Below are 22,889 nucleotides of genomic sequence, written 5' to 3' on the forward strand. Positions count from 1 at the left end.
AATCATAGCATTAGAGAATTTCTTTGGGAAGAGTGTTGGGAAAGGTTGAAGGCTGAAACTCAATTATTGTAAGCATTTCAGAGATTGCGCGGATGAATTTGGACGATTAGTGGGGTGAAACGCTTGCTGGTGTTGAGATAGAAGCACTTTTTTTCGGGTGTGAAATTTGTACACCTACCCTTGCGCGCATTTGACCATACAGTAACCTAAATATAAGGGAACTTAGTAATTCAGCGTAGAGATGATGAAAGAAATAACGCGCCGCAAATTTATTGCAACAGCGACAGTGGCGACAGGTTTTGCCCTTGCAGTACAACCCATTTCTGCCGAAGTCATCACTACTGATGCCAAGGGGTTAGTAGCTGGTGCAGTGAAAATTCCTGTCAAAGATGGCGAAATTCCTGCCTATAGAGCAGCACCAGCTACTGGTGATAATTTCCCCATCGTTTTGGTAATCCAGGAAATCTTTGGTGTACATGAGCATATCCAGGATATCACTCGTCGCTTTGCTCGGTTGGGATATTTAGCGATCGCACCCGAATTATTTGTGCGTCAAGGCGATGTCTCGAAGTTAAGCAATATAGACGAAATTCGTCCAATTGTCGCCAAAGTACCAGATGCCCAGGTGTTATCCGATCTTGATGCTACAGTAGACTGGGCAAAGAAGTCAGCTAAGGGTAATGGCGAAAAATTGGGAATTACAGGCTTCTGTTGGGGCGGTCGTATTACCTGGTTATATGCTGCACATAATCCCCAGGTGAAGGCAGGTGTAGCTTGGTATGGGCGACTCGTGGGCGATGCTAACGAACTTCAGCCCAAGTATCCCGTCGATATTGCATCAAAACTCACAGTCCCGATTCTCGGACTTTATGGTGGGAAAGATACAGGTATTTCTCTTGATACAGTAGAGCAGATGCGCGATCGCTTACAATCCAGTAGCAGCAAATCTAAAATTTTCGTCTATCCCAATGCACCCCACGCATTCTTTGCCGATTATCGCCCCTCCTACCGCGAGCAAGAAGCTCAGGATGGTTGGAAACGCCTCTTGGCATGGTTTAAGGAAAATGGTGTTTAAAAAATTAGCTACTCATGAACTGTGACGCTGAAAAAAGTTCCAAATTGTTTCACTGGCGTTCAGCCCCAGCTTGGCATTGAATTTGTTTAGGTTCTCGTCAGTTGAAGAACCACCAGGCCAGAAATGTCCGCCGTTGACTACCGCTAGCTGCCAAACTTCGGAGTTGCCACTGCAATTTGTGTAGATAGCGGTTTTCACTTTATCTTCAGAGAAATTTGGAGATACATTGGATAAGGTACATCGATCGTGCGATCGCCAAAACTCTACCATGTCTGAGATCGAAACCAGCGCTCCTCGTTGAGTGTGGTCATCACCTTCATAAAGTACATCGCGATCGTTTGTACCGTTGATCGTTAACATCGATATGGGAGTTTGAGGCTGGCAACTAGGTTTGAGTCTAACTGGGAGCGAACCAGCTACTGATGCAAAGCCAGCAATTTTATCGGGTAACTCACAAGCTAGTGCTTGGGTAAGTATGCCACCTCTAGAAAAACCGGTGGCATAAACTTTATGACTATCAATATTAAGTTGCTGCTGAAGATGACTAATCAAAGCACTGACAAATAAGACATCATCTACCTTTCCTTGAGCGTTACTTCTAAGACTCCATTTTTGGTCAATTCCATCTGGATAAACAACAATAAATCCTTTTTGCTCTGCTAATTTATTGAAGCGAGTCACGTTACTGATAGACCGACCATTCCCATCATCTCCATGAAACACTAAAACTAATGGTATCGGACGGTCTAGATTATAAGATTTTGGAGTGTAAAAATAGTAAGTACGTAACTTTCCTTGATCGTATAATTCTCCATAATTATCACCAATCAAGATTTTTTCTTTAGTTATATTTTTGTCATCAGCCTGAATGGAATCGCAGGGTGTTACTAAACTAATTCCTAGTATAAATATTAAAAAACTTTTTAAAAACTGAAAACTTTGAGATATATTCATGTTGATTAAATTGACTTATGTTAGCTACCTGTATTTACTTCTAAATCTTATTCAGCAACAAAATTTTAACTAATAGAGGCTAACAACTATAGTTGTTAGCCTCTATTTAGATATTAAACTCTGACATTTACATAACGAGCAGGAACTCTAACTTTAACCCACCTGTTACCGCGTCGTACTGTTTCCCAATGTGCAGGAATTAACTTCCGTTGATATCGGACGACAACAGGTTTACGCACAATAGCAGTTCTATGAACATTGGGTCTAACAATGATTTCTGCTGCTGATGCTTGTGACGGTAAGGAGGAAATTGCAAATGGGAGAGCAAGTAATGTACCTAATAAAATACGTTTCATATTCAAATCTCCATCAATTAATTTGCTTGAGTTTTATACAGCATTTATCAATAATTTGTGAACAGATATTCTTACTCATTAACTTTACAGTAAGTTTTGTTTGTTGCACGAGTTAATTGATTTGCTGTATTGCTCTCAGTTTAAAATGCTGAATAAGAAAACACAGTGTAATAAAGTCATAATGTCAGTATGACTTTATTCACATTTTAAACTTTGGACAAAAAAAAGGAGTTTAAAATCACTCCTTTTTTAGTAGTATTTTTTACTTGATTATGTATATTTACTGGATTTTGTATGCGATCATCCCAATCAATACAGCAAGACCTAGCGCTCTGCGAAAATAATTAACGCCTTGAAATAGCTCCATCCATGCCCAAGTAAACAAGGAGCCATTTGCCAGAAAGTCTAACACTGTATTGATTTTACCACTTGTAATAACTAGGGTTAGTAAACTAGCTACTATCCAAAGAATAAGTGGTGGGTTTGGCATTTCAGCCAAAACAATTTTGCCATTGCTGTCACGGAAGGTTTTATCAACTAACGTGTTTTCCATTGTTTGAAATTGCTATTTAGGTAAAATTATTAACTTGCAAAAATTACAGAGTAATTTATTGATAATAAGCTGATATCATGTCCGCTTGATTACTTACTAAACCCCAAGAACCCCACTGCGCCAAAGCTACGCTTCGTCTCCCTGCCCCTAATCCCCAGAGGGGGCCCCGAGTTCCCCGCCTGCGGGGAGGGGCTGGGGGTGGGGTGCAATGATTTTGGAAATCATAACTAATTACCCGGACTTGATATGAGATTTAATTGCAAGTTATTTAATAAAATTGAAACATTAAACCAATTCTCTTTTCACCCATCTAATTGCTGATATTAGAGCAGTAAAGAATATTCATATATGACTATATTGAAAGACATAATGGAAAGACATACTTACACAAAATTCGCGAATACGTATTTCTTTCTTTTCTTTTTTCTTTAGCAGATGCTACGGATAGGAGTATGCGTACTTAAAATAGGAAAGCCTCCCATTCGGGAGGCTGAAAAATTAGCGGAGACAACTTGTTAAGCTACAGCGATCGCTCCTCCTAATGCAGAGAAAATCGCGGAGACGAATGCTGTGGCAAACAGCCACCACGCTGCTGTAGCTGCGGCTTTGCGGGTTTCTTCCGCTTGCCGCTGTGCTTGATGCTTTACCTGTTCTAGACGGCGCTGGGCTTCGTGCTGTATGCGTTCTGCACGTTGCAATACTGTGTTGCGTGCCCGTTCAATTTGGTCGATGATCCGATTAGCATCTTCTTCGGAGATGTCCTCACGAGAACTCATAATTGCCACTAGGGTATCACGGTCAAAGGAGGACAAGCGATCGCGCAGGGCATCGAAACCCGCTTGGGGATCGTCAAAAACTGTGCGAATATCGCGCTTAATACTATCATAGTTAAGTTCTGGGCGATCCAGGGAGTTGAGATAGTTGCGAATGCGGGCGAAAACCCCGTCAATTGCATCTTGAATGCCCCGTTGAATGCTGCGTACTTGTTCGACAAATTGATCCCTTACGGACACCATATTATCGGCAATCCGTGCTGCTTCTTCATCAGAAATATCTTCCCGAATTTTCAGCAGGGCGATGATCGTAGAACGGTCAAACTGGGAAAGGCGATCGCCAAAACTTTCTACGCCGACTCGCGGATCGTGCAACAATAATTGCAAGTCGCGTTTGATACCTTCTGGGTTGAGTTCTTCTTTGCCAGTTTGGCGCAGATACTCTTCCAGATAACCTTTGAATGATTCTACTCTTTGCTGTGTGCGGCTAGCTAGACGACGGGGCGCACGTACAAAGTTACGAATCGAAGTTTGGGTGGAATCAATGATTTCATTGACTTGTTCTTCACTCAAGTCTTGGCGTTGACTGAGCAATTTCACTAGTGTATCCCGGTCTACCTGTGACAACCGACGGCGCAGTGCGACGGCTCCCTCTTTGGGATTTTCAAACAATCTGGTCAAATCTCGCTGAATACCTTCAGGATTGAGTTCTTGTTTCCCAGTATTCCGGAGATAATCTGCGATCGTTGTCGTCACAGAGTCGTATTGCTCTTTAGCTTTATCGACTACAGCTTGAGGTGTGTGGCGAATACTGTACCACGACTCTTCAGTAGCATTGATGATTTGATTAACTTGATCTTCACTCAAATCTTCCCGCTGACTCAACAACTGCACTAAAGTATCGCGGTCAAAGCGAGACAAGCGTGCCCGAATTGAGCTAATTCCAGCTTGAGGATCTTCTAGTAGCTTTTTGAAGTCGGCGCGGATGCCATCAGGATTCAGTTCAGATTTTCCTGTGTTACGCAGATATGATTCTACATTTAGCCACAGGGTTTCTGCTTGATATTGTGCCTGTTCTGCTAGTCCTTTAGATTCTACCAAGACGCGATCGCGTTGTTTTTCCAACTCATCGACAATGCTATCTACTTCATATAACTGGACATCATTACGTTGTAGCAATATCTGCCGAATTTCTTGGCGGTCAAGATGCGCCAGCCGCAATGTCAGGGTTTCATAATCTGCCTCTGAGTCTTCCAACAGTGGTTTAAAATTCTGCTCAATGCCTTCGGGTGTCAAATCTGCCTTGGGAGTAACAAGCAGATAACTTTCTACTGCGCGTTGCAAGTCTTGAACTATATCTCTTTCTTCAATAGCTCTGACTGTTACTAGCACTTCTTGGCGGACAGTTTCTAGCTGATTAGCAATGCGTTGAATTTGGCCTTGAGTAAGCAATCCTCGCTGTTGCAGAATTTTGACGAAATCATTGCGGGATAGCCGTTCTAGTTCTCTGCGGACGATTCCAGGGTCAGCTGCTGGATCGTAGATGACATCATGAAATTCCTGGGCAATTCTTTCTGGACTCAGTTGCCAAGCATAAGTATTGTACAGGTAATTTTCGACATCAGCCCGAATTGGGCTATAGGGTTGTGACGGTGTTGGCAAGCCTAACTTATCTGCTTGTTCGGTGACTTTATCTTTAGCGCTAGTGAGACTACCCAAGATTTTTTCCACATCCAAATCAGATAAATCTGTACGTCCTAACACAATGCCGGTTAAGGCAGATAATCCTTGCTGGAGTGTACTTTGAATTGGCCCGGTAGCTGGCTTTTGGTCAGATTCTTTGGAACCACCCTTTTCTGCTAATAACCGTTCCAACTTAGCGTTGAGTTCATCTGTCTTGCTTTGTCCTGGTGGAAGTGATTTCAGATAATCCATCAACTCACCCAAACGGTCTTCGGTAGGTGGTTGCTGACTTACGACTTGCTGCCAAACTTTATACAAGGTATCAGCAATGCGATTAACATCCTTTTTGGAAAGATCGGTGCGGCTGCTGACTAACTCGATAAACTTTTGGCGGTCGATATTGCGGATATCTGGAGTCCCAGCGATCGCTTTTAATTGCGGATCGTTGAGTAAATTTTCAAAATCACTCCGAATCTTTGACACATCGAGTTCTGGAGGACGGATCTTTTCTAAGTAATCTTCGATGTTTTCCCGGATACTTACGGGGTCGATGGCGCTTCCTAGTTCTCTACGAACAGCGGCGGCGGCGGCTTCAGCTGTGGCTACCACTTGGTTATTTACAGCTTTCGCGCCTAGTGCGGCGGTAGCAGTTCCCATAATCGCCTGAAAGCCAGATGTTGCTGTATTGACAACTGAGCCAATTAAGGAACCTACGGTGGTAGAACTTACCCAAACTAGGAGCAAAAAGTAAGCACCCCAAATCACCAAACCGAGAGTCGCTCCCAATCCCCGATCTGAGATTACAAGGCTCAATTTTACTGCTAGATAAGAAGCGATTAATAAGGCGACAGTCACAGTGATTAATGTCCAAATCCCTACTGCTGTGCCTATTTTGCGAATGCTGCCGCCCAAACTTCCGACTTCCCCATTATCTGAATCCGAATCAGATGAGTGCCCCAGGTAGGAAATACCGGCTGCAAGGGAGAGATTAGTTAAAACTAATTGGAAAGCAAAGGCAAGAATCACGCCGGAAATTAAAGCCACAAAAAAGCGCGGCCCAGAAACGAGAACTGATGCCTGTTCTGGCGTGACGTTTGAGGGTTCTACTGGAACCTGTGCTAACCACAATAGTGGTTTGTACAGTCCCACCATGATTTCCGTACTTTGGAACATTGTATTTCCTTCTTCTAAGGTTTAAATTTGGGGAATTAAGAATTTCTTGAGAAGCAACTCTTAGTATTTATTATGTTTGTACCTATGGCAATACCTAACTCTTTAGATCACAATCGTGGAATTTACCTCTTTAAAGCATCTCTCCAAAGGCTGAAACCCTCATACAACGGAAGATATAACTTTTGCTATCTCTTGGTAAAAAACATAATTAAATTGGCAACCAATATTATTTATGTACTGCTAATTTTAATTGTAATTATTTAATTTATAGTTAGTAATTCTATTTTAATAATACTTTGCTTCCAAATAGTTTAGATTTATTTAAATATCTATTTGTATCACCCTCTCTAGGTGGATTTATTTATAATAATACGTTTGAGCATCGGCCATAAGAAGTGCTTGTCTTTTGTGCCTATAGACAGAAAGCATTCTAATTATTAATAGCTACATTAAAGTTAACAAACGAATTTTTGAGGGCAGGAAATGGCAACTCCTTTTTCTAGAGATTTGTCAATAATGTCAACAGAATATAAGAGTTGCGATCGCAATGATTTTCTGTTTGATTAGACTCCTCAAGCCGAAATTTTAAACGGTCGTTTTGCAATGATTGGCTTTCTTGCCTATTTAGTTTGGGATTTTGTTGGCTATAGAGTTTTGCATTTGATTGGTTACGAGAGCATTTAAAGAATAAAAACCAACTTGATTAGGAAGGAAAAAACAATGAAAACTCGTCCCTCTACTGATTTACCACCTGTTGCAGCAGAATACAACGGCATAGATCGTAATGCATTCTTGTTTGGCTGGACTCCTCAAACGGAAATTTGGAATGGTCGCTTGGCAGCGATTGGCTTTGTTGCCTATTTGCTTTGGGATTTAGCTGGTTATAGCGTCTTGCGTGACGTTTTACATCTGATTGGCTACTAGAAACTAAACACCTAAAAAGCTATTAGATTTTGGAGAAAAAAATGGCAACTCAAGAAACTCGTCCTTCTACCGATTTACCAGTTGTTGCACCCGCATACAATGGTATAGACCGCAATGCATTTTTGTTTGGTTGGACTCCTCAAGCCGAAATTTGGAATGGTCGCTTGGCGGCTATTGGTTTCCTTGCTTATTTGCTTTGGGATTTAGCTGGTTATAGCGTCCTGCGTGATGTATTGCACCTAATTGGCTACTAGTAGTCAGTCTGCCACAAGTATTATAACAGGTTAAAAATAGTTCGTAGTAAAGACTTTAGTGCTTGCTACGAACTTACAGAATATTTCAACTTTGTGAGGTGCAGAAATACCCCATCCGCGCTATCGATACTTGCAAAACGCCGGATTAAAATTTTAATGATTTTCCAACCGCTACATTAAAATATAATAGTGAAAGTTTTCTACATCTACCTTCCAAAATTTAACTAATTGCATAGTAACGAAAAAAGTCACCTAGTATTAGGTGACTTATCTATGGTAAAAATTATTGAAATTTTAAACAGCGATTATTCATCAATACAACTGGGAATGCCTAAAACGGCACAGGGAAAATTAGAACCTAGAGCTTCAATCATTGGATGATCGACAGAGTTGCAACCTAAAAATAGAATATCGGCACTTTCTGATTCAACAACTTTGTTAAGTTCTGTGGAAATGGAGCCAAACCGTAAATGAGATTTGAAAGAACCCTGCCATTCTTCAGCCAGACTCCGGGCTTGCCAGAGAATTATATCAGCTTGTTGTAGAGGAGCGATCGCTGTCTGTAATTTAGGTTGAGTTAATACCTGTGTGACAGACTTCGATCCTTCACTGACTTCACATTCTAATGAAGACTGTTGTTGGGGAAAACTCAAAATATTTGGATAATGATTGCTTTGATTATCTTCTACTACATAAACGGCTTGAACTGTAACTTCTGTATTGGTGGCCAAACGCGTTTGATGGGCAATCCAAAATGCAATATCTAATGCCGTGTGACTGTTGGGAGATGCGTCATAAGCAACAATTAGATTAACTGCTTTCGCCTTTTGAGGTTTTTTAGAAAAAGGTTTGTTCGGTTCTGGCAACAGTACCATTTGTTCAATTAAGTCATCTCGACCTGTGGCACTTTGCAGACGTGCTAACATTGGCTTGATTTGCACAGCTTTACTTCTCCTAATGAAATGAATTAGCAATGAGAAGCAGGGCGACCAATTTTAGATTTTGGACTTAGGCTACGCTCAGTCGAAGGATTTTAGATTGAGTGACGATAACCAAAATTTCAAATCTTAAATCAGTCAAGGAAACCCCAATAATAACTGTATTACAGCCAAAGTCTTGGGGGTTCCTTCCATTGCCTACGGAGTTAGCTGACGGGCTAAGACTGGAAGGTGTCTCTCTCTTAGGAGTGCTGTTAGCGCAAGCGGGGCGTTTAGCCCGTGGTGAGTCCTGAGTGCTGAGTTAAAACTTTTGACTCTTAAATTACCGCTCTCTGCAAGATTAGCCCCAAACATTGGTTCCTCCGTTCCAAATCCAGCTTTCATGAATTTGAATTAGGCTACCCACTAAAAAAATGATAATCTAATTTACTCGTCTTGGGCAAAATATCGATCGAGGAAATTTAAGGCGTGGTTGCGGAGTTCAAAATACTCTTTTGAGTTTCGCATGGCGGCGCGATCGCGTGGATGCTCAAAAGGAACTTCTAAAATCTCCCCGATATTAGCAGCTGGGCCATTGGTCATCAAAACGATGCGATCGGACATATAAATTGCTTCGTCTACATCGTGGGTAATCATCATCACTGCTTGACGATTATTTTCCCAAATATCCAATACCTGCCGCTGCAATTTGCCACGAGTTAGTGCATCTAGTGCCCCAAAAGGTTCATCCATCAACAACATTTTGGGACGAATTGCTAAGGCTCTGGCAATACCTACTCTTTGTTTCATACCTCCAGAAATTTCATCAGGATATTTGTCAGCCGCCGCCGTCAAGTTTACCATTGCCAAGTGTTGATTTACAATGCTGATTTTTTCAGAGCGATTAGCATTTTTTAACACTTCATCTACGGCTAAACGGATATTTTCTCGCACTGTTAACCAAGGTAACAGTGAATAGTTCTGAAATACCATCATCCTTTCGGCTCCCGGCTGACGAATTTCTTTCCCATCTAGCCTGACTGAGCCGGAAGTGGCTTTTTCTAAACCAGCTACTATCTTTAGTAGAGTTGATTTTCCACAACCTGAGTGACCAATTACAGAAATATATTCATCTTCACCAATCGTTAAATTAACTCCATCTAAAACGACAAAATTATCTTTATCAGGTGTCGGATAAGACTTGACTAAATTTTCAATTTCTAAAAATCCAGGGCGGGGTATAACTTCGGTCTGGGTACTAATAGGTAATGAGGTATATTCCATCATCAAAGGCTCCGGAAATAATTTAGTCAATCAATATTTGAACTTAGAATTTAAGACATGAAAAAACGAGTGGGAGCGTTAGCCCTGATGGCAAAACTATTCAGATAACCCACCGGATCGCTGGGGTCGAAGCCTTTCTTATCTATAAATACCTCTGGTGGTTCGACCTTGTAATCATCCTTGGGGCACTGAATGCCCATTTCAGATGCTATCTCCCGATATAAATCTGTTCTCCAGCCAAGTTCTGCTAATTTTTCGGCATTTTTGGGGAATTCCTTAATTTGTCCCCACCGTGCTGCTTGTGTCATCATCCAGATACTTCTGGATCTCCATAAGAATGTGGAGTGTTCTCCTGGCTGTTTGGGAAGGTTGTCAGGAATATCGAAGAAAATCGTGGTGTCATCGGCTTTGATGGTGCGGTCTTTGCCGTCAAAGCCGCCATAGTTGTAGTTGCCGAGAATTGCCGGGCCTGTAAATTTCGCGATTGGGGCATCTTTCTTTTTAGGTCTAGCACCTGTAAAGGAACGGTCTGTTATCAGTTTGGCTACTTCTTGGCGGTTTTCTGGTTTGCTGCAATACTGACAGGCTTCAATCATCGCCTTGACTAGGGAACGATAGGTTTTGGGATATTGGTCGATGAAAGATTCCATTACGCCCAAAAGCCGATCTGGGTGTCCCAACCAGACTTCTTTACCTTGTGCAAAGGTAAAGCCGATGTTTTCGTTACCTGTTATTGCCCTTGTGTTCCAGGGTTCTGCAACCATGTAAGCTTGCATTGCACCAATCCGCACATTTGTCACCATTTGGGGGGGCGGAACGATGATGACGCGAAACTCTTTAAGCGGATCGACACCTGCGGCGGCGGATAAGTAACGGATAAAGTATTCGTAAATGGAGGAACTTAATACTACTGCCCAAACTCTGTTTTCTGGCGGTTGGTTGTCAAAGTAGCCTCGGAAATCGCGCCCAAAGGCTTGTAGCGCGCCATCGCCATATTTTTCTTGATACTCGTACCACGGACGCAGCCCAAAATCCCACATGGCTTTGTTCATTGTCATGGCGTTACCGTGGCGGTGAATGGTCATGGCTGCACACAAGGGGGCGTGGCGTGCGCCTTCAGCACCAATTCTGGCGTTAGTAACTGCACCAGATACCACAGGTGAAGCATCCAGGCGACCAAAAATTACACCGTCGCGGGAGGTGGCCCAACTGGCTTCGCGGTTGAGTGTAACGTTCAAGCCATACTTGCGGAAGAAACCTTTTTTCCAGGCGATCGCAAATGGCGCACAATCATTAACAGGAACGTAACCAACAGTAAGATCGGCTTTTTCTAAGTCGCTGCTTTTAACTACTGGTTGCACAGCTAAAGCTTCTTCAGTTAGTCCTTTGGCTGACCTATCTCCTGAAATGCCACAGGAGGACAGCGCCATTCCCGCTGTTGTTGCTCCTATTCCCTTGATAATATCTCGTCGAGTCCAGTTAATATCACCCATTCTTGTAGCTCCATTGGTGATTAATTGCTCACGCTCCAGGCGCAGAGTCTTGTTACATCTTGCTATTTTGATAGCAGCCGAATTTTGTTAGTTGAAAGTTTTAGGGCGATGGGTTACTAATTCTTCGATTTTGCCCACAGCGTAATCTAGGATTAACCCAGTTAAGCCAATTATCAACACAGCTAAAAAGACTGAACTCAGGTTTAAACGACTCCATTCATCCCAGACAAAGAAGCCGATGCCAATACCACCTGTGAGCATTTCCACGGCGACGATTACCAGCCAAGCTATGCCTAAACTAATTCGCAAACCTGTAAAAATATACGGCAAACTTGCAGGCCAAATGATTTTTGTAATCCGTCTCCAACGGGGCATTTCCAACACTCGTGCCACATCTAAATAATCTTTGGGAACGCTAGAAACTCCTAAAGCGGTATTAATAATTGTCGGCCATAAGGAGGTAATAAAGATGACAAAAATGGCTCAAGGATCTGCCAAGTTGAAAATTGCTAAGGCGATGGGTAGCCAAGCTAGGGGCGATACAGGTTTAAAAATTTGCACGATCGGATTAAGCGCTAGCATTGCCGGTCTGGACATGCCAATTAGAAACCCCAGAGGAATCGCTACTACCGCACCTAACAAAAAGCCTATTAATACCCGGCGCAGACTTGCTATCAACAACCAACCAATTCCTAAGTTGCCTGGGCCTCGCTGATAGAAGGGATTTAAGATGTAGTCTAGATTAGCAATTAACGCTTCTGGTGGGGTGGGCATCAATTCATGGTTGGCAAGTGCAACAATCCACCACAACACAATTATTCCCAAGAAACCCAATATAGGTAGAAAGAAAACATCCTTGACAATTACAGGTTTTGTTTTTTTCCAAACAGCTTGTCCTGCGATCGCCGCGATCGCAGCCAAATTTAGTTGAAATATCATTTACGACCTCAACAGATTTAAGTGCAGGTACAAAAAATCCGAGCAGTACCAGCCTTGGACACCGATGAGATCGGAACATTATAAATAATGCCGTCTCTTCAGTCTCCTCTCAATGCCTACGAAGTTAGCTGACGGGCTAGGGCTGAGAGATGCCCTTCTAAAGAAAGTTATGAGTTATAAGTTATAAGTTATGAGTTAAATATTTAGTAACTTCTAACTCCTCACTCTCAACTCTTCACTTTTTATTAGATACGCCCCACAATTTGGTTCCTCCGCTCCAGCGTTATGCACTGTGACACGCTGAATTAGGCTGACTTACTCTAATGGATACTAAATTATGCACAATATAACATCGATGCTCAGTAAAAGCCATCTATCTTATGAAAAGTGTTGTTTATTTTAATACTTAAACTAAATGCTAATAACTACTTGACAGTAATAAATGAGACTTGCCATTTGGTTGTGTTGTGAGTGAACTCCTTGCACAGACAGCTAAATAATACAGTCAAACTCAGTATTAAAAGTATTACGTACTTAATTAATATTTTTTAATAGAAAACGAAATATACCGATAAAATTTTATTTATATATAGCTACTTAATTAGCAAACAAAATAACATGTATAATCTATTCCTTTTGGTAGGTGAACTTAATTGTTAAATTTGGTAAAAACCCACTGCACTCGCTAAACTAATTGGATATGGAAGTTTACTCATCTATCTCCTAGCTGAATTTAACATAATGGATTTTAGTCAAGTATTGGCTGAGAAAACGGATACCATCGTCGATAAATGGATTTTAGCGGTTCGTAAGGATAGACGGATTGAAAGTGCTGATGACTTATCTTATACAGCGGTAAAGGATCACGTCCCTGATGTTTTGAAAGCTATGGTGACAGTGCTTTCAAAATCTCAGGATAATGATATTCAGTCAATAGTTACTGCCAGTTTTCAGCATGGAGCTATTCGAGCCGAACAAGGCTTTGATCCAGCAGAAATCGCCAGAGAATATCATCTGCTGCGAACAATAATATTTGATGCTCTACAAGCAGATTTATTGGAAGGAACACCTGTAGAGATAATTCGTTCTATGCGTTTGATTGACGCTATCCTAGACGAAGCGATCGCTCGATGTTTCAAGAGCTATGTTGAGGAACGCTTGCGGGAATTACAGCAGTTGCAAGCATCACTAACGCTCCATAATGAGGAACTCACGCGGCTAATTAGCGCCAATCAAGAGTATCTTTCCCAACTAGCCCACGAATTAAAACATCCTCTAACTTCTATTATTGGTTATTCGGATCTATTTTTACGCCAACAACGACGAAAGGCTGATATAAAAGACAACTATTCTAATTTAGAACATATTGAGCGGGTACTACGCAATGGTAGACAGTTACTCCATTTAATCAATGATGTACTAGAACTTTCCCGCTATGAGGCAGGACAGATAAAAATCCAATTAGCGCCTACCGATGTGCGGGAATTAATCGATAATATCTGTCAAATGTTGGAACCTTTAGCTGCGGGAAAAAATTTACAAATCGTAGTCGATTGCGATCGCATTCCTGAAAAATTGGTCACAGATTCTTTTCAGTTGCAACAAATAGTTACAAATCTTATTAGTAATGCGATTCGTTATACAGAGTTGGGGACTATTATTATCATGTGTCAGGTATTGGAGAATCAGAGATGGGCGATCGCAGTTTCTGACACTGGAGTTGGCATTGCACTCGAAAACCAAGCCCAGATATTTGAACCCTACTTTCGCGTCAGTTCTAGCGATCGCCCATATCTTCCTGATAGTACAGGATTGGGATTAGCGATCGTTTCGCGGTTGGTAAAACTATTGCAAGGTCAAATTAACCTAGCCTCGCAGGTAGGCGTTGGTTCTACTTTCACCGCAATTTTTCCTTTAGAAGTGGAGTTTTAAAAGTATTGGGCGACTGGAAGTCGCGGCTACACAAAGCAAAGTCCACCTACGTGGACTAGTAGTAAATCAAGGATTTAAAATCCACCTCTGTGGGTTTTGTCCGTATTAACCGCGATTTACAATCGTATCTTACAGATGGTTGGCATCATCCCCATTTTTTATTTTTCTATTTCATCTATTTCTTTTGGAACCCCCGCAGTTAACACCTCATGTCCCCCAGGTGTAACTAACACATCATCCTCAATCCGAATACCAATGCCAACCCATCGAGGATCGGTCTGTGGCTGGTCTTCTGCTAGTTTGGTATCTGGCACAATATATAATCCCGGTTCCACTGTCAAAATTTGACCTGGTTGTAAAATCTGTGGTTTGTCTTCACCATGCTGGTAAACACCGACATCATGGACATCCAAACCTAACCAATGACTGGTGCGGTGCATATAATATGGCTTGTATTTCTCTTCTTCAATTAACTTATCAATTTCGCCTTTGAGAATGCCAAGTTCGACTAAACCTTCTGTAAGAACGCGCACTGCTGTATCGTGAACTAACTTGAAAGGATTACCTGGTTGGATTTGAGCGATCGCTTGTTTTTGCGCCTCCAAAACAATCTCGTACAATGTCTTTTGTTCTGGCGTAAACTTACCTCCAACAGGAAATGTCCGGGTAATATCCGAGTTGTAATAACCATAGGCACAACCGGCATCAATTAGCAGTAATTCTCCATCCTGCATTTGACGATTATTTTCAATGTAATGGAGTACGCAAGCATTTACACCAGATGCCACAATCGAAGGATAAGCAGGCCCCATTCCACCCCGGACTCGAAAGATGCGTTCCATCTCCGCTTGGATTTCGTACTCATAACGTCCTGGTGCGGCGATTTCTTGGGCATAATTGTGTGCTTCAGTTGCGATCGCAGCTGCTTGACGCATCAATTCCAACTCAGCTTCGCTTTTGATCAATCTCATGCTGTTGAGGACAGGGCCAGTATCTTCAATAGCGATCGGCCCTGTACCGCGCTTCGGATAAGTCCGCAATAAGCTTTGGTAATGTTTCAAGATTTGATCGTTAAAAGTGCGATCGCGTCCTAAATGATAGTAAATCCGGCTGGCTTTTTCTAAATACTGCGGCAACTTTTCATCTAACTCGCTAATGGGGTACGCTTCATCAGCACCATAAATTTCTTTTGCTGCATCTACCCCACAAAGATAACCAGTCCATACTTCCTTTTCGCGATCCTTTGGTTGGACAAACAGCACAAACCGATGTTCTGAATGATGCGGCGCTAACACTGCTACTGCTTGTGGCTCATTAAAACCAGTCAAGTAAAAAAAATCACTTTCTTGGCGATAAACATACTCTACATCGTTGTGCATCACTGCCATTGGCGCACTGCGAAAAATGGCTGTCCCATCACCAATTTTTGCCATTAATTGCTCGCGACGCTGCCGATATTCTGCTTGCATAGTTGATGTACTTTTAAAAAGTATTGTATTATTTGACACTTTTAACAACTAACAAATGCACAGATGATGCCTCTTAATAGCTGCTAATCTAAGTTATTCTAACCAATATTTGTTTCCACTCAAGTTATACAGCAGAATACACAATTCAAGAGTAAAACACGCTTTATACCTGGCTAATAGACTTAGCTTGTGTATCTAACCAACCTGAAATCTGCTGTAAATTATTGGAGAAGAATCAATTATCTCGAAATACTCAGATTTCCTACTTTTGAAATAATTCCGAAATCTTGTTGTTATCAAATTATTTAGGATATTCATGAAGTTAAATAAGTTTTAAACGTTTATTTTATACAAATTTTGAGATTTCAGAAATTTAACAACATACAGTAAAAAATATGTCTACTCAACCCCTAATAAAAAAAGCGATCGCTTACGTAACCAACAAAGATGAATTAATGGTGTTTACACATACTGATTTTCCTGAAGCTGGCATGCAAGTACCTGCTGGTACAGTTGAAGAAAGTGAGGAGCCATCTGAAGCTGTACTGCGGGAAATTGATGAAGAATCTGGTGTTAAGAGAGTTCGCATTATTGAGTTATTGGGTATTTCTCAATACAAGATGACTCCCTATCGAAATGAAATTCAAAAACGTTATGTTTATCATCTCGAATTAACTCAGTCTACACCATCTACTTGGCGGCATTGGGAAATACATCCAAGTACGAGCAAAAACCCTATAGCCTTCGATTTTTATTGGGTTAAATTAAATAGCTCAAATTTAGGACTAGCCGGGGGTCAAGGTTATTTTTTCTCTAAGCTTGTTCGTAAAATAAAAAATAGTCAGGATTCAGCTATTACTTAAGAAAGTACCAAGAAAATAAAGGTAATATTATACAAAATACATTAGGAATAATGTAGCGATCGCTTCTATCTTAATTAAGTCTGTCTAATTAAACATCAAATAAGTTTCTGCTTCGTAGGGAGATTTTTGATACAACCTTCAAATGTTAAATAAAACAGATAAACTAATCATTTTTATCTGTAAATAATCATATATAAGTTACAAAACATATTTTGCAATTGCTTATATAGAGCTTGAAAATTTTAGAATAATAGTTTAAAAAAAACAAATATTTATCTTCAAAGAGTGACATTAATAAATAAAAAATAGTTATAAAGAAATATTGAAAACCAGGTAAATGTTATTTCGTTACAGAAAGAGATTTGCAAAAAAAGTTAAAAGAATATAACAACCAATCATAAAAATAAACCATGTCTGGAAATCAAAATTCCTCACCCTTATCTTTGAATACATCTCGTTTGTTATCAGATTCTTTTGCAAAATCAGAAATCTTGACAACCTCTCTTAAGAGTTTAAATTATGATTTGGGGTTTGGAAATAAGAGTTCCTCACTAGCGCTAGAAAGTGAACCTACAACGGCTACGCCTGTTAAAACGTCAGCAAATCCCAATCCTAATCCTTACTTAACTAGTGCAGCGATTACTCCTGACTTTAACGGTGATGGTAAAACAGACAAAGTTTGGGTCAATTCTTCAACTGGTGAGATTATCATTCGGTTGATGGATGGCACAACAGTTCTGGAACAGGGTTCTTTGGGTCAATTTGACCTATCCGCCTATGATTACAAAATTGCTGACTTCAATGCTGATGGCAAAACCGACTTCTTGTTACGCAATAAGACAACCGGTGAGAATAGCATTGCGCTAATGGATGGAACCAAAGTTGGTAGTGCGGCTGCTCTTAGTAGCGTCGATCCAGCCTGGACTCCTCAGATTGGAGATTTCAATGGCGATCGCAAAACCGATATCTTCTGGCATAATGGCACAACTGGCGAGAACGCTATCTGGGAGATGGATGGTACAACAGTTCTAAATGCAACTGTTCTAGACACTACAGACACAGCACTAACCCCAACCATTGTTGATTTCGACGGCAATGGTAAGAGTGATATCTTCTGGCGCAATCAGACAACAGGCGATAACACCGCTTGGTTTATGGATGGTACGCAAAAGACTGAATTGGCGCTGCAATCACAAGATGCCGCCTGGACTTCTAGCCTTGGTGATTTCAACGGCGACTATAAGACTGATATTCTGTGGAGAAACGCTCAAACTGGTGAGAACAAGGTTTGGACGATAAATGGTATTTTAGTCACAGAGGGTGCTTTGGGCACACTTGACTCATCCTGGACTTCCAAAATTGGTGACTTCAACGGTGATGGCAAGACTGATATCTTCTGGCACAATGGAACCACAGGTGCGAACACCGCTTGGTTGATGGATGGTACAACAGTTGCAACTGAGGCTTTCTTACCAGCTAATAACGCGGCCTTGACACCATCTCTTGGCGATTTCAACGGCGATGGCAAGACTGATATCTACTGGCGCGATCAGACAGCAGGTACAGACAACATTTGGACTATAAATGAAACGACAGCTGTTGAAACTCCCATCAGCGACGCAGATAAGCTAACTGGAGAGTGGTATACGTTCTAAAAGCTGAAGTTAGAAGATGGAGGCAGGAGTCATTATTCTTCCCCTGCTTCCTTTGCTTCTTTCCTAGTTGCCAATCCCCAGTCCCCTTTATTCAAAATTTGTAACTCAAAACTTGAATTTCCCCATTCTCCGGCAAATCTTTAGGGCTAATAGAAATACTATCTGCACTGCTACGCCGCACTTTCATACCTTGCATTAAGGTTAGAAAATTATCTATTGGTGAAAGATCGCATTTAGCAGCATCAGCAGCCTGTGTCCGGTAATGAGTCGGAATCACTAACTTGGGATTTAATACTTGAACAGCCTGCTTTGCTTCCTCAGCATTGTAGGCTTTTGCACTGCCTCCCACTGGAATAAATGCCACATCGGGACGCCCCATCAAGATTTTTTGCTCAATAGAAATGGGTGCAGCGGCTCCGCCTAAGTGTAGGATATTAATTCCGCCTTGCTTCCAACTCCAAGCAGTATTTGAGCCAAACTGCTTACCACCTTTGCGATCGTGGTCTATAGCAATTCCTTGGAATTTAATGCCTTTAAACTCATAAACTCCTGGTTCATAGATGAGTTTTGCATTTCCCGGTAGTACATCCACAGCACCTTCGTCAAGCAGTTGGCTGCTAATCAGTACCAAATCTGCTGCAACTTTTGGAGGACGATACCCAGCTGTACACCCGACCGTCCGAAACGGATTAACGAGAACTTTCGCACCACCACCAGTAAAAAGAAAGCAAGTATGACCCAACCACTTAACTGATAAACCGCTAGATTGTGCGTCAGCTTGAGATTCAGAACCCAAGGTAGTAACCAAAGCTGTTACCAACCCCGCCCCAGCATAGCCCATCAACTGTCGTCGTTTCATTAATTATGCTCTTGACTGTAACTGTTCCAGAAAATTTCGCAATAACTGTTTTCCTGAAGATGTCAGGACACTCTCTGGGTGAAACTGGACGCCCTGAATGTGAGGATAGTTCCGGTGTCGCACTCCCATAATGGTGTTATCTTCAACCCAAGCGGTGATTTCTAACACATCTGGGCAAGTCTCACGTTCGATTACCAAACTATGATACCTGGTGGCGGTCAGAGGATTTTCTAATCCCCGGAAAACCCCCACTCCAGTGTGAGACACCTGAGAGGTTTTGCCATGCATCAACTCTGGAGCAGAAATTATTTTACCACCGAACACTTGACCAATGCTTTGATGTCCCAAACAGACACCCAAAATTGGTAACTCTTGTCCTAGCTGTTCAATCAATTCTAAAGAAATGCCGGCATCTTCCGGGCGACCAGGCCCAGGAGAAATAACTACAGCTTCCGGCTTTAATGCCTGAATTTCATCTATGGATATCTTGTCGTTACGAAAAACTTTAATATCATCTGCCACTGGGAACTCTGATGCCAATTCTCCCAGATACTGCACTAAGTTATATGTAAAACTATCGTAATTGTCGATAACTATAATCAAAGCTCATCACTCCTGGTTTTACCACTCATCAGTTGCAAAAAGCATAGATAAGTATCTCATGCTATTTGTTCACTAAGTGTAAAAATAATGCTGACGTAGACGTGTAAGTATCAAGCGGCTACTCTACGGCCACTTTCTAAAGATTACCAAGTAATCCTTTAGCCAGGATGCTTGGCGCGTTGGCGTAGCCCTTCTCCTGTCGTCGGAGACGCTGTACGTAGCTTGCTTCCCCCAAGGGGTACGGCTGCGCTCAGGAACCACCCGTCGTAGACATCGCACGATTTAAATTTTGAATATATTCTGCAAAGGGAATTCGGACAGAGTGTGATTCTCTTAGTGAGTCACTTAGCGATGCCTAAATCACCTCTACAAAGCCGATATAATTAACGTTACCAGAGGAGGAAGCAATAGCGTACCTGCTACTAGCATCGCTACGAAAGCAGAGACAAGCACTGCACCCGCCGCACAATCTTTAGCAATTTTTGCCAAATCATGGTAAGTCTGCTTAACGGTTAAGTCCACAACGGACTCGATCGCAGTATTTAGTAACTCTAATGCCAAAACTAAACCACTAGTTATACCAATTACCGCTATTTCTACCGCTTGCAGATGCAAAAAAACGCTTAAAGCAATAGCCAAAGCACAAACACTTATGTGGATGCGAAAATTACGTTGAGTTTGAAAACTATAGCTGATTCCAGCCCAGGCATATTTAAAACTAATAAATAAATTAGAGGCTACTTTCCAGGAGAATTCCCGTTCGTTAGACACCAGTGTTTGTAACGAGGTAGGCGTTGGTGATGGAGAAATTTTTTGGGACATAGACTTAAAAACACAAGAACAGAGTTGCTACAGTGGGAATATTCGCCGATCTTAATGGCAGAATTAACTTTGAGGCAATCTTTAGGCAATTTTCCACAGAAGTATTATAAAAGTATTACCCAAAATTGACATTAAGAGATACTTCAGCTACTGCTATTCCATGTCAATAGCAATACCTATTGCATTCAGCAATCCCACTTGCTGTTTTAACATTCGCTCCAAACTTTTTTCATCAGGATGATCCCAGCCCAACAGATGCAATAAACCGTGAGCAGCTAACCAGGCTAGCTCAGTTGGTAAGCTATGTTCCTGTTGTTGAGCTTGGCGTTGTGCTGTATCTACAGACACAATAATATCACCTAAGTATAATGGTACAGAGGCAAGCATTTCTTTGCTTTGAGGAAAATCCACCTCCAAAGCAGCAAAGGCTAAAACATCTGTCGGCTTATTTTGCTGACGATATTGAGCATTCAGTTCTTGAATTTGCAAGTCATCTGTCAAACGCAGCCCAATTTCATAGCTTGGCGCTGGTGGAATCTGAGGCTGAAGTATTTCCAACCAGTGATTAAACCAGTTTTCCCAAGTTTCAGGGAGAATTCGGTCATCAGTCTCGGCAATCTTTACAGATGTTGTCGGGGACAACTCATAAAAATACTCCTCCACATATAGTTCAACTCTCAGGGGCACATAGTCTCCTTGTCTGAGGTTTACGATTTGTCGTTAAGACTGTCCTTTGTCCTTTGTCCTTTGTCATTGGTCATCTGTCCTTTTAAATATAATTAATGACTAATGACTAATGACTAATGACTAATGACTAGTTTAGTGAGTGAGGTAAGCAAGACCAACAAGCAGAGCTAAAAGCCCTACAGCAGTCAATCCGAAATGCTTTAGGGAAGTTCCACCCTTCCGCACCATGTTTCGCATGGCGAGTTTGACGTAGCTAGGTTGAGGTTCTGTTGAAGGTGAGTTGCTCATAGTTATTTGTCTACAGACTCTTTTATAACTGTAACAGTTGGTCTGGGATAGAATTGCGATCGCCCATATATTGCTAAGGCGTTTCTCAGTGAAACGCCTTAGCAATCGGGATGTTATGTAATGAGTGCCTTTATGCCAGAGTGTTTTCTACTAGTTTATTTTCTTGACGCAGATAAGCTTGAATGAATGTATCAAGTTCGCCATTCATCACATCGCCAATCGCTGTTGTTTCCGTGTTTGTACGCAAATCCTTCACCATTTGGTAAGGGTGAAACACATAGTTACGGATTTGGTTTCCCCAAGAGGCTTCCACCATATCGCCACGAATTTCAGCAATTTCTTGGGCGCGTTGCTCTTTAGCTATGACCAACAGCTTTGCTTTGAGACGATTTAGGGCTTTCTCTTTATTTTGCAACTGCGATCGCTCTTCTGTACAGCGCACGGCTAGACCCGTGGGAAGGTGAACAATCCGTACCGCAGTTTCTACTTTGTTGACATTCTGCCCACCTTTACCACCAGAGCGAGTTGTGGTGATTTCCAAATCCTTATCTGGAATGTCCAATTGCACAGAGTTATCAATCTGTGGCATCACTTCCACCCCTGCGAAACTGGTTTGTCGCTTGCCGTTGGCATTAAAAGGTGAAATCCGTACTAAGCGATGTGTACCCATTTCCGATCGCAAGTAACCGTAAGCATAGCGACCAGTAATTTCTAGGGTTGCCGATTTAATTCCGGCTTCATCACCCTCCGATTCTTCAGCCAAAGTTACCTTATAGCCGTGAGCTTCGCCCCAACGGGTGTACATCCGCATCAGCATAAATGCCCAGTCTTGAGCATCTGTGCCACCAGCACCAGCACTAATCGTCAGTACAGCACCTTCCGCATCATAGGGGCCAGAAAGTAACTGTTGTAACTCCCACTGATCCAGATCGCGATTCAGTTTAGTGATGGTAGATTCTGCTTCTTGGAGTAGTGCCTCATCAGTTTCTAACTCCAACAATTCAACAACTGCCTTGGTATCTTCGAGATTGGCGTGCCAGCGATCGTATTGCTGAAGATGGGCTTTCAGGTCGTTGAGTTCTTGCAGGGTTTGTTGGGCCTGGGTTTGGTCATTCCAGAATTCTGGCTGTGCTGATATTTTTTCGAGGTCTTGAATTTTGGCTGTCAGTGCAGGTACGTCAAAGATAGTCCTGGGTTTTACCCAGGCGGCCAGACAACGTTTCGATTTCGCGTTTGAGTTCTAGGACATCCATAATGCTTGCTGAATGATAGATAGAGCGCTTTGGATTGGAAAATTGCTCTTTTTATGTTTCTTGATTTTAGCTGTAGTTGG

General features: G+C 41.8%; 20 protein-coding genes, 1 pseudogene and 2 riboswitches. Of the genes and pseudogenes, 6 read left to right on the forward strand and 15 right to left on the reverse strand.

The window, feature by feature from the left end; genetic code table 11:
* Positions 1 to 244: 244 nt before the first annotated feature.
* Complete coding sequence (locus AC1F2U_RS16950) at positions 245 to 1,075, forward strand: dienelactone hydrolase family protein (protein ID WP_480262222.1); 831 nt, start codon at positions 245 to 247, stop codon at positions 1,073 to 1,075.
* Positions 1,076 to 1,087: 12 nt separating this feature from the next.
* Here AC1F2U_RS16950 and AC1F2U_RS16955 read toward each other — a convergent pair whose 3' ends face one another.
* The 4 genes from AC1F2U_RS16955 to AC1F2U_RS16970 all read right to left on the reverse strand — a co-directional run bounded on the left by AC1F2U_RS16955 (position 1,088) and on the right by AC1F2U_RS16970 (position 6,567).
* On the reverse strand, positions 1,088 to 2,029 hold the full coding sequence (locus tag AC1F2U_RS16955) for an extracellular catalytic domain type 1 short-chain-length polyhydroxyalkanoate depolymerase (RefSeq protein ID WP_480262159.1): 942 nt from the start codon (positions 2,027 to 2,029) through the stop codon (positions 1,088 to 1,090).
* Positions 2,030 to 2,142: 113 nt separating this feature from the next.
* Positions 2,143 to 2,385 carry a hypothetical protein gene (locus AC1F2U_RS16960; RefSeq protein ID WP_322692594.1) on the reverse strand — a complete coding sequence of 81 codons (243 nt, stop codon included), beginning with the start codon at positions 2,383 to 2,385 and terminating at the stop codon, positions 2,143 to 2,145.
* A 280-nt stretch (positions 2,386 to 2,665) separates the two neighbouring features.
* Positions 2,666 to 2,938, reverse strand: a complete 273-nt coding sequence (locus AC1F2U_RS16965) for a hypothetical protein (protein WP_480262161.1) — start codon at positions 2,936 to 2,938, stop codon at positions 2,666 to 2,668.
* Positions 2,939 to 3,453: 515 nt separating this feature from the next.
* Positions 3,454 to 6,567 carry an MFS transporter gene (locus tag AC1F2U_RS16970; RefSeq protein WP_480262163.1) on the reverse strand — a complete coding sequence of 1,038 codons (3,114 nt, stop codon included), beginning with the start codon at positions 6,565 to 6,567 and terminating at the stop codon, positions 3,454 to 3,456.
* Between the two features lie 720 nt (positions 6,568 to 7,287).
* On the opposite strand from AC1F2U_RS16970, the gene AC1F2U_RS16975 reads away from it, so the two are divergent.
* Positions 7,288 to 7,491 (forward strand): high light inducible protein, encoded by a 204-nt coding sequence (locus AC1F2U_RS16975; RefSeq protein ID WP_480262164.1) that lies wholly within the window; start codon positions 7,288 to 7,290, stop codon positions 7,489 to 7,491.
* A gap of 41 nt (positions 7,492 to 7,532) precedes the next feature.
* A complete protein-coding gene (locus AC1F2U_RS16980; RefSeq protein WP_094350427.1) occupies positions 7,533 to 7,745 on the forward strand; it encodes a high light inducible protein in 213 nt (70 codons plus the stop codon).
* Positions 7,746 to 8,050: 305 nt separating this feature from the next.
* Here AC1F2U_RS16980 and AC1F2U_RS16985 read toward each other — a convergent pair whose 3' ends face one another.
* The 4 genes and pseudogenes from AC1F2U_RS16985 to ntrB form a co-directional block, all read right to left on the reverse strand.
* The gene (locus AC1F2U_RS16985) at positions 8,051 to 8,671 is read right to left on the reverse strand and encodes a universal stress protein (protein ID WP_480262223.1); all 621 of its coding nucleotides are present in this window, start codon (positions 8,669 to 8,671) and stop codon (positions 8,051 to 8,053) included.
* Between the two features lie 192 nt (positions 8,672 to 8,863).
* Positions 8,864 to 9,093, reverse strand: a riboswitch (cyclic di-AMP (ydaO/yuaA leader).
* Positions 9,094 to 9,109: 16 nt separating this feature from the next.
* Positions 9,110 to 9,946: an ABC transporter ATP-binding protein gene (locus tag AC1F2U_RS16990; RefSeq protein ID WP_480262224.1), complete on the reverse strand. Its 837-nt coding sequence runs from the start codon at positions 9,944 to 9,946 to the stop codon at positions 9,110 to 9,112.
* A gap of 50 nt (positions 9,947 to 9,996) precedes the next feature.
* Positions 9,997 to 11,439 (reverse strand): ABC transporter substrate-binding protein, encoded by a 1,443-nt coding sequence (locus tag AC1F2U_RS16995; RefSeq protein WP_480262165.1) that lies wholly within the window; start codon positions 11,437 to 11,439, stop codon positions 9,997 to 9,999.
* Between the two features lie 87 nt (positions 11,440 to 11,526).
* Positions 11,527 to 12,378: pseudogene (gene ntrB / locus AC1F2U_RS17000) on the reverse strand (nitrate ABC transporter permease).
* A gap of 98 nt (positions 12,379 to 12,476) precedes the next feature.
* Positions 12,477 to 12,700, reverse strand: a riboswitch (cyclic di-AMP (ydaO/yuaA leader).
* Positions 12,701 to 13,119: 419 nt separating this feature from the next.
* Here ntrB and AC1F2U_RS17005 point away from each other — a divergent pair.
* Complete coding sequence (locus tag AC1F2U_RS17005) at positions 13,120 to 14,310, forward strand: sensor histidine kinase (RefSeq protein WP_480262166.1); 1,191 nt, start codon at positions 13,120 to 13,122, stop codon at positions 14,308 to 14,310.
* A gap of 158 nt (positions 14,311 to 14,468) precedes the next feature.
* Here the strand turns inward: AC1F2U_RS17005 and AC1F2U_RS17010 are convergent, their stop codons facing one another.
* Positions 14,469 to 15,779: an aminopeptidase P N-terminal domain-containing protein gene (locus AC1F2U_RS17010; protein WP_480262167.1), complete on the reverse strand. Its 1,311-nt coding sequence runs from the start codon at positions 15,777 to 15,779 to the stop codon at positions 14,469 to 14,471.
* A 395-nt stretch (positions 15,780 to 16,174) separates the two neighbouring features.
* Here AC1F2U_RS17010 and AC1F2U_RS17015 point away from each other — a divergent pair, with 395 nt between their 5' ends.
* Positions 16,175 to 16,642, forward strand: a complete 468-nt coding sequence (locus tag AC1F2U_RS17015; RefSeq protein ID WP_480262168.1) for an NUDIX hydrolase — start codon at positions 16,175 to 16,177, stop codon at positions 16,640 to 16,642.
* A gap of 410 nt (positions 16,643 to 17,052) precedes the next feature.
* The gene (locus AC1F2U_RS17020; RefSeq protein WP_480262169.1) at positions 17,053 to 18,297 is read left to right on the forward strand and encodes an FG-GAP repeat domain-containing protein; all 1,245 of its coding nucleotides are present in this window, start codon (positions 17,053 to 17,055) and stop codon (positions 18,295 to 18,297) included.
* Between the two features lie 91 nt (positions 18,298 to 18,388).
* Here AC1F2U_RS17020 and AC1F2U_RS17025 read toward each other — a convergent pair whose 3' ends face one another.
* The 6 genes from AC1F2U_RS17025 to prfB form a co-directional block, all read right to left on the reverse strand.
* Positions 18,389 to 19,156 (reverse strand): MBL fold metallo-hydrolase, encoded by a 768-nt coding sequence (locus tag AC1F2U_RS17025; RefSeq protein WP_480262171.1) that lies wholly within the window; start codon positions 19,154 to 19,156, stop codon positions 18,389 to 18,391.
* Between the two features lie 3 nt (positions 19,157 to 19,159).
* The gene (locus tag AC1F2U_RS17030; RefSeq protein ID WP_480262172.1) at positions 19,160 to 19,759 is read right to left on the reverse strand and encodes an anthranilate synthase component II; all 600 of its coding nucleotides are present in this window, start codon (positions 19,757 to 19,759) and stop codon (positions 19,160 to 19,162) included.
* A 366-nt stretch (positions 19,760 to 20,125) separates the two neighbouring features.
* The gene (locus AC1F2U_RS17035; RefSeq protein WP_480262173.1) at positions 20,126 to 20,581 is read right to left on the reverse strand and encodes a diacylglycerol kinase family protein; all 456 of its coding nucleotides are present in this window, start codon (positions 20,579 to 20,581) and stop codon (positions 20,126 to 20,128) included.
* Positions 20,582 to 20,734: 153 nt separating this feature from the next.
* Positions 20,735 to 21,262: an rRNA maturation RNase YbeY gene (ybeY, locus tag AC1F2U_RS17040; RefSeq protein ID WP_480262225.1), complete on the reverse strand. Its 528-nt coding sequence runs from the start codon at positions 21,260 to 21,262 to the stop codon at positions 20,735 to 20,737.
* 138 nt (positions 21,263 to 21,400) lie between these two features.
* Positions 21,401 to 21,556: a DUF3285 domain-containing protein gene (locus AC1F2U_RS17045; protein ID WP_094350437.1), complete on the reverse strand. Its 156-nt coding sequence runs from the start codon at positions 21,554 to 21,556 to the stop codon at positions 21,401 to 21,403.
* Positions 21,557 to 21,686: 130 nt separating this feature from the next.
* Positions 21,687 to 22,809 (reverse strand): peptide chain release factor 2 gene (gene prfB, locus AC1F2U_RS17050; RefSeq protein WP_480262175.1). Its coding sequence is split into 2 segments (ribosomal slippage): positions 21,687 to 22,736 and positions 22,738 to 22,809, totalling 1,122 coding nucleotides; the frame shifts between segments, so codons are not numbered across the junction.
* Positions 22,810 to 22,889: the final 80 nt, after the last annotated feature.

The sequence above is a fragment of the Nostoc sp. LEGE 12454 genome (assembly GCF_056620565.1).

Bases quoted from the DNA above. Each gene is read 5' to 3' on its own strand.
- AC1F2U_RS16950 (WP_480262222.1), top strand. From the start codon at position 245: ATGAAAGAAATAACGCGCCGCAAATTTATTGCAACAGCGACAGTGGCG.
- AC1F2U_RS16955 (WP_480262159.1), bottom strand. From the start codon at position 2,029: ATGAATATATCTCAAAGTTTTCAGTTTTTAAAAAGTTTTTTAATATTT.
- AC1F2U_RS16960 (WP_322692594.1), bottom strand. From the start codon at position 2,385: ATGAAACGTATTTTATTAGGTACATTACTTGCTCTCCCATTTGCAATT.
- AC1F2U_RS16965 (WP_480262161.1), bottom strand. From the start codon at position 2,938: ATGGAAAACACGTTAGTTGATAAAACCTTCCGTGACAGCAATGGCAAA.
- AC1F2U_RS16970 (WP_480262163.1), bottom strand. From the start codon at position 6,567: ATGTTCCAAAGTACGGAAATCATGGTGGGACTGTACAAACCACTATTG.
- AC1F2U_RS16975 (WP_480262164.1), top strand. From the start codon at position 7,288: ATGAAAACTCGTCCCTCTACTGATTTACCACCTGTTGCAGCAGAATAC.
- AC1F2U_RS16980 (WP_094350427.1), top strand. From the start codon at position 7,533: ATGGCAACTCAAGAAACTCGTCCTTCTACCGATTTACCAGTTGTTGCA.
- AC1F2U_RS16985 (WP_480262223.1), bottom strand. From the start codon at position 8,671: ATGTTAGCACGTCTGCAAAGTGCCACAGGTCGAGATGACTTAATTGAA.
- AC1F2U_RS16990 (WP_480262224.1), bottom strand. From the start codon at position 9,946: ATGGAATATACCTCATTACCTATTAGTACCCAGACCGAAGTTATACCC.
- AC1F2U_RS16995 (WP_480262165.1), bottom strand. From the start codon at position 11,439: ATGGGTGATATTAACTGGACTCGACGAGATATTATCAAGGGAATAGGA.
- AC1F2U_RS17005 (WP_480262166.1), top strand. From the start codon at position 13,120: ATGGATTTTAGTCAAGTATTGGCTGAGAAAACGGATACCATCGTCGAT.
- AC1F2U_RS17010 (WP_480262167.1), bottom strand. From the start codon at position 15,779: ATGCAAGCAGAATATCGGCAGCGTCGCGAGCAATTAATGGCAAAAATT.
- AC1F2U_RS17015 (WP_480262168.1), top strand. From the start codon at position 16,175: ATGTCTACTCAACCCCTAATAAAAAAAGCGATCGCTTACGTAACCAAC.
- AC1F2U_RS17020 (WP_480262169.1), top strand. From the start codon at position 17,053: ATGTCTGGAAATCAAAATTCCTCACCCTTATCTTTGAATACATCTCGT.
- AC1F2U_RS17025 (WP_480262171.1), bottom strand. From the start codon at position 19,156: ATGAAACGACGACAGTTGATGGGCTATGCTGGGGCGGGGTTGGTAACA.
- AC1F2U_RS17035 (WP_480262173.1), bottom strand. From the start codon at position 20,581: ATGTCCCAAAAAATTTCTCCATCACCAACGCCTACCTCGTTACAAACA.
- AC1F2U_RS17045 (WP_094350437.1), bottom strand. From the start codon at position 21,556: ATGAGCAACTCACCTTCAACAGAACCTCAACCTAGCTACGTCAAACTC.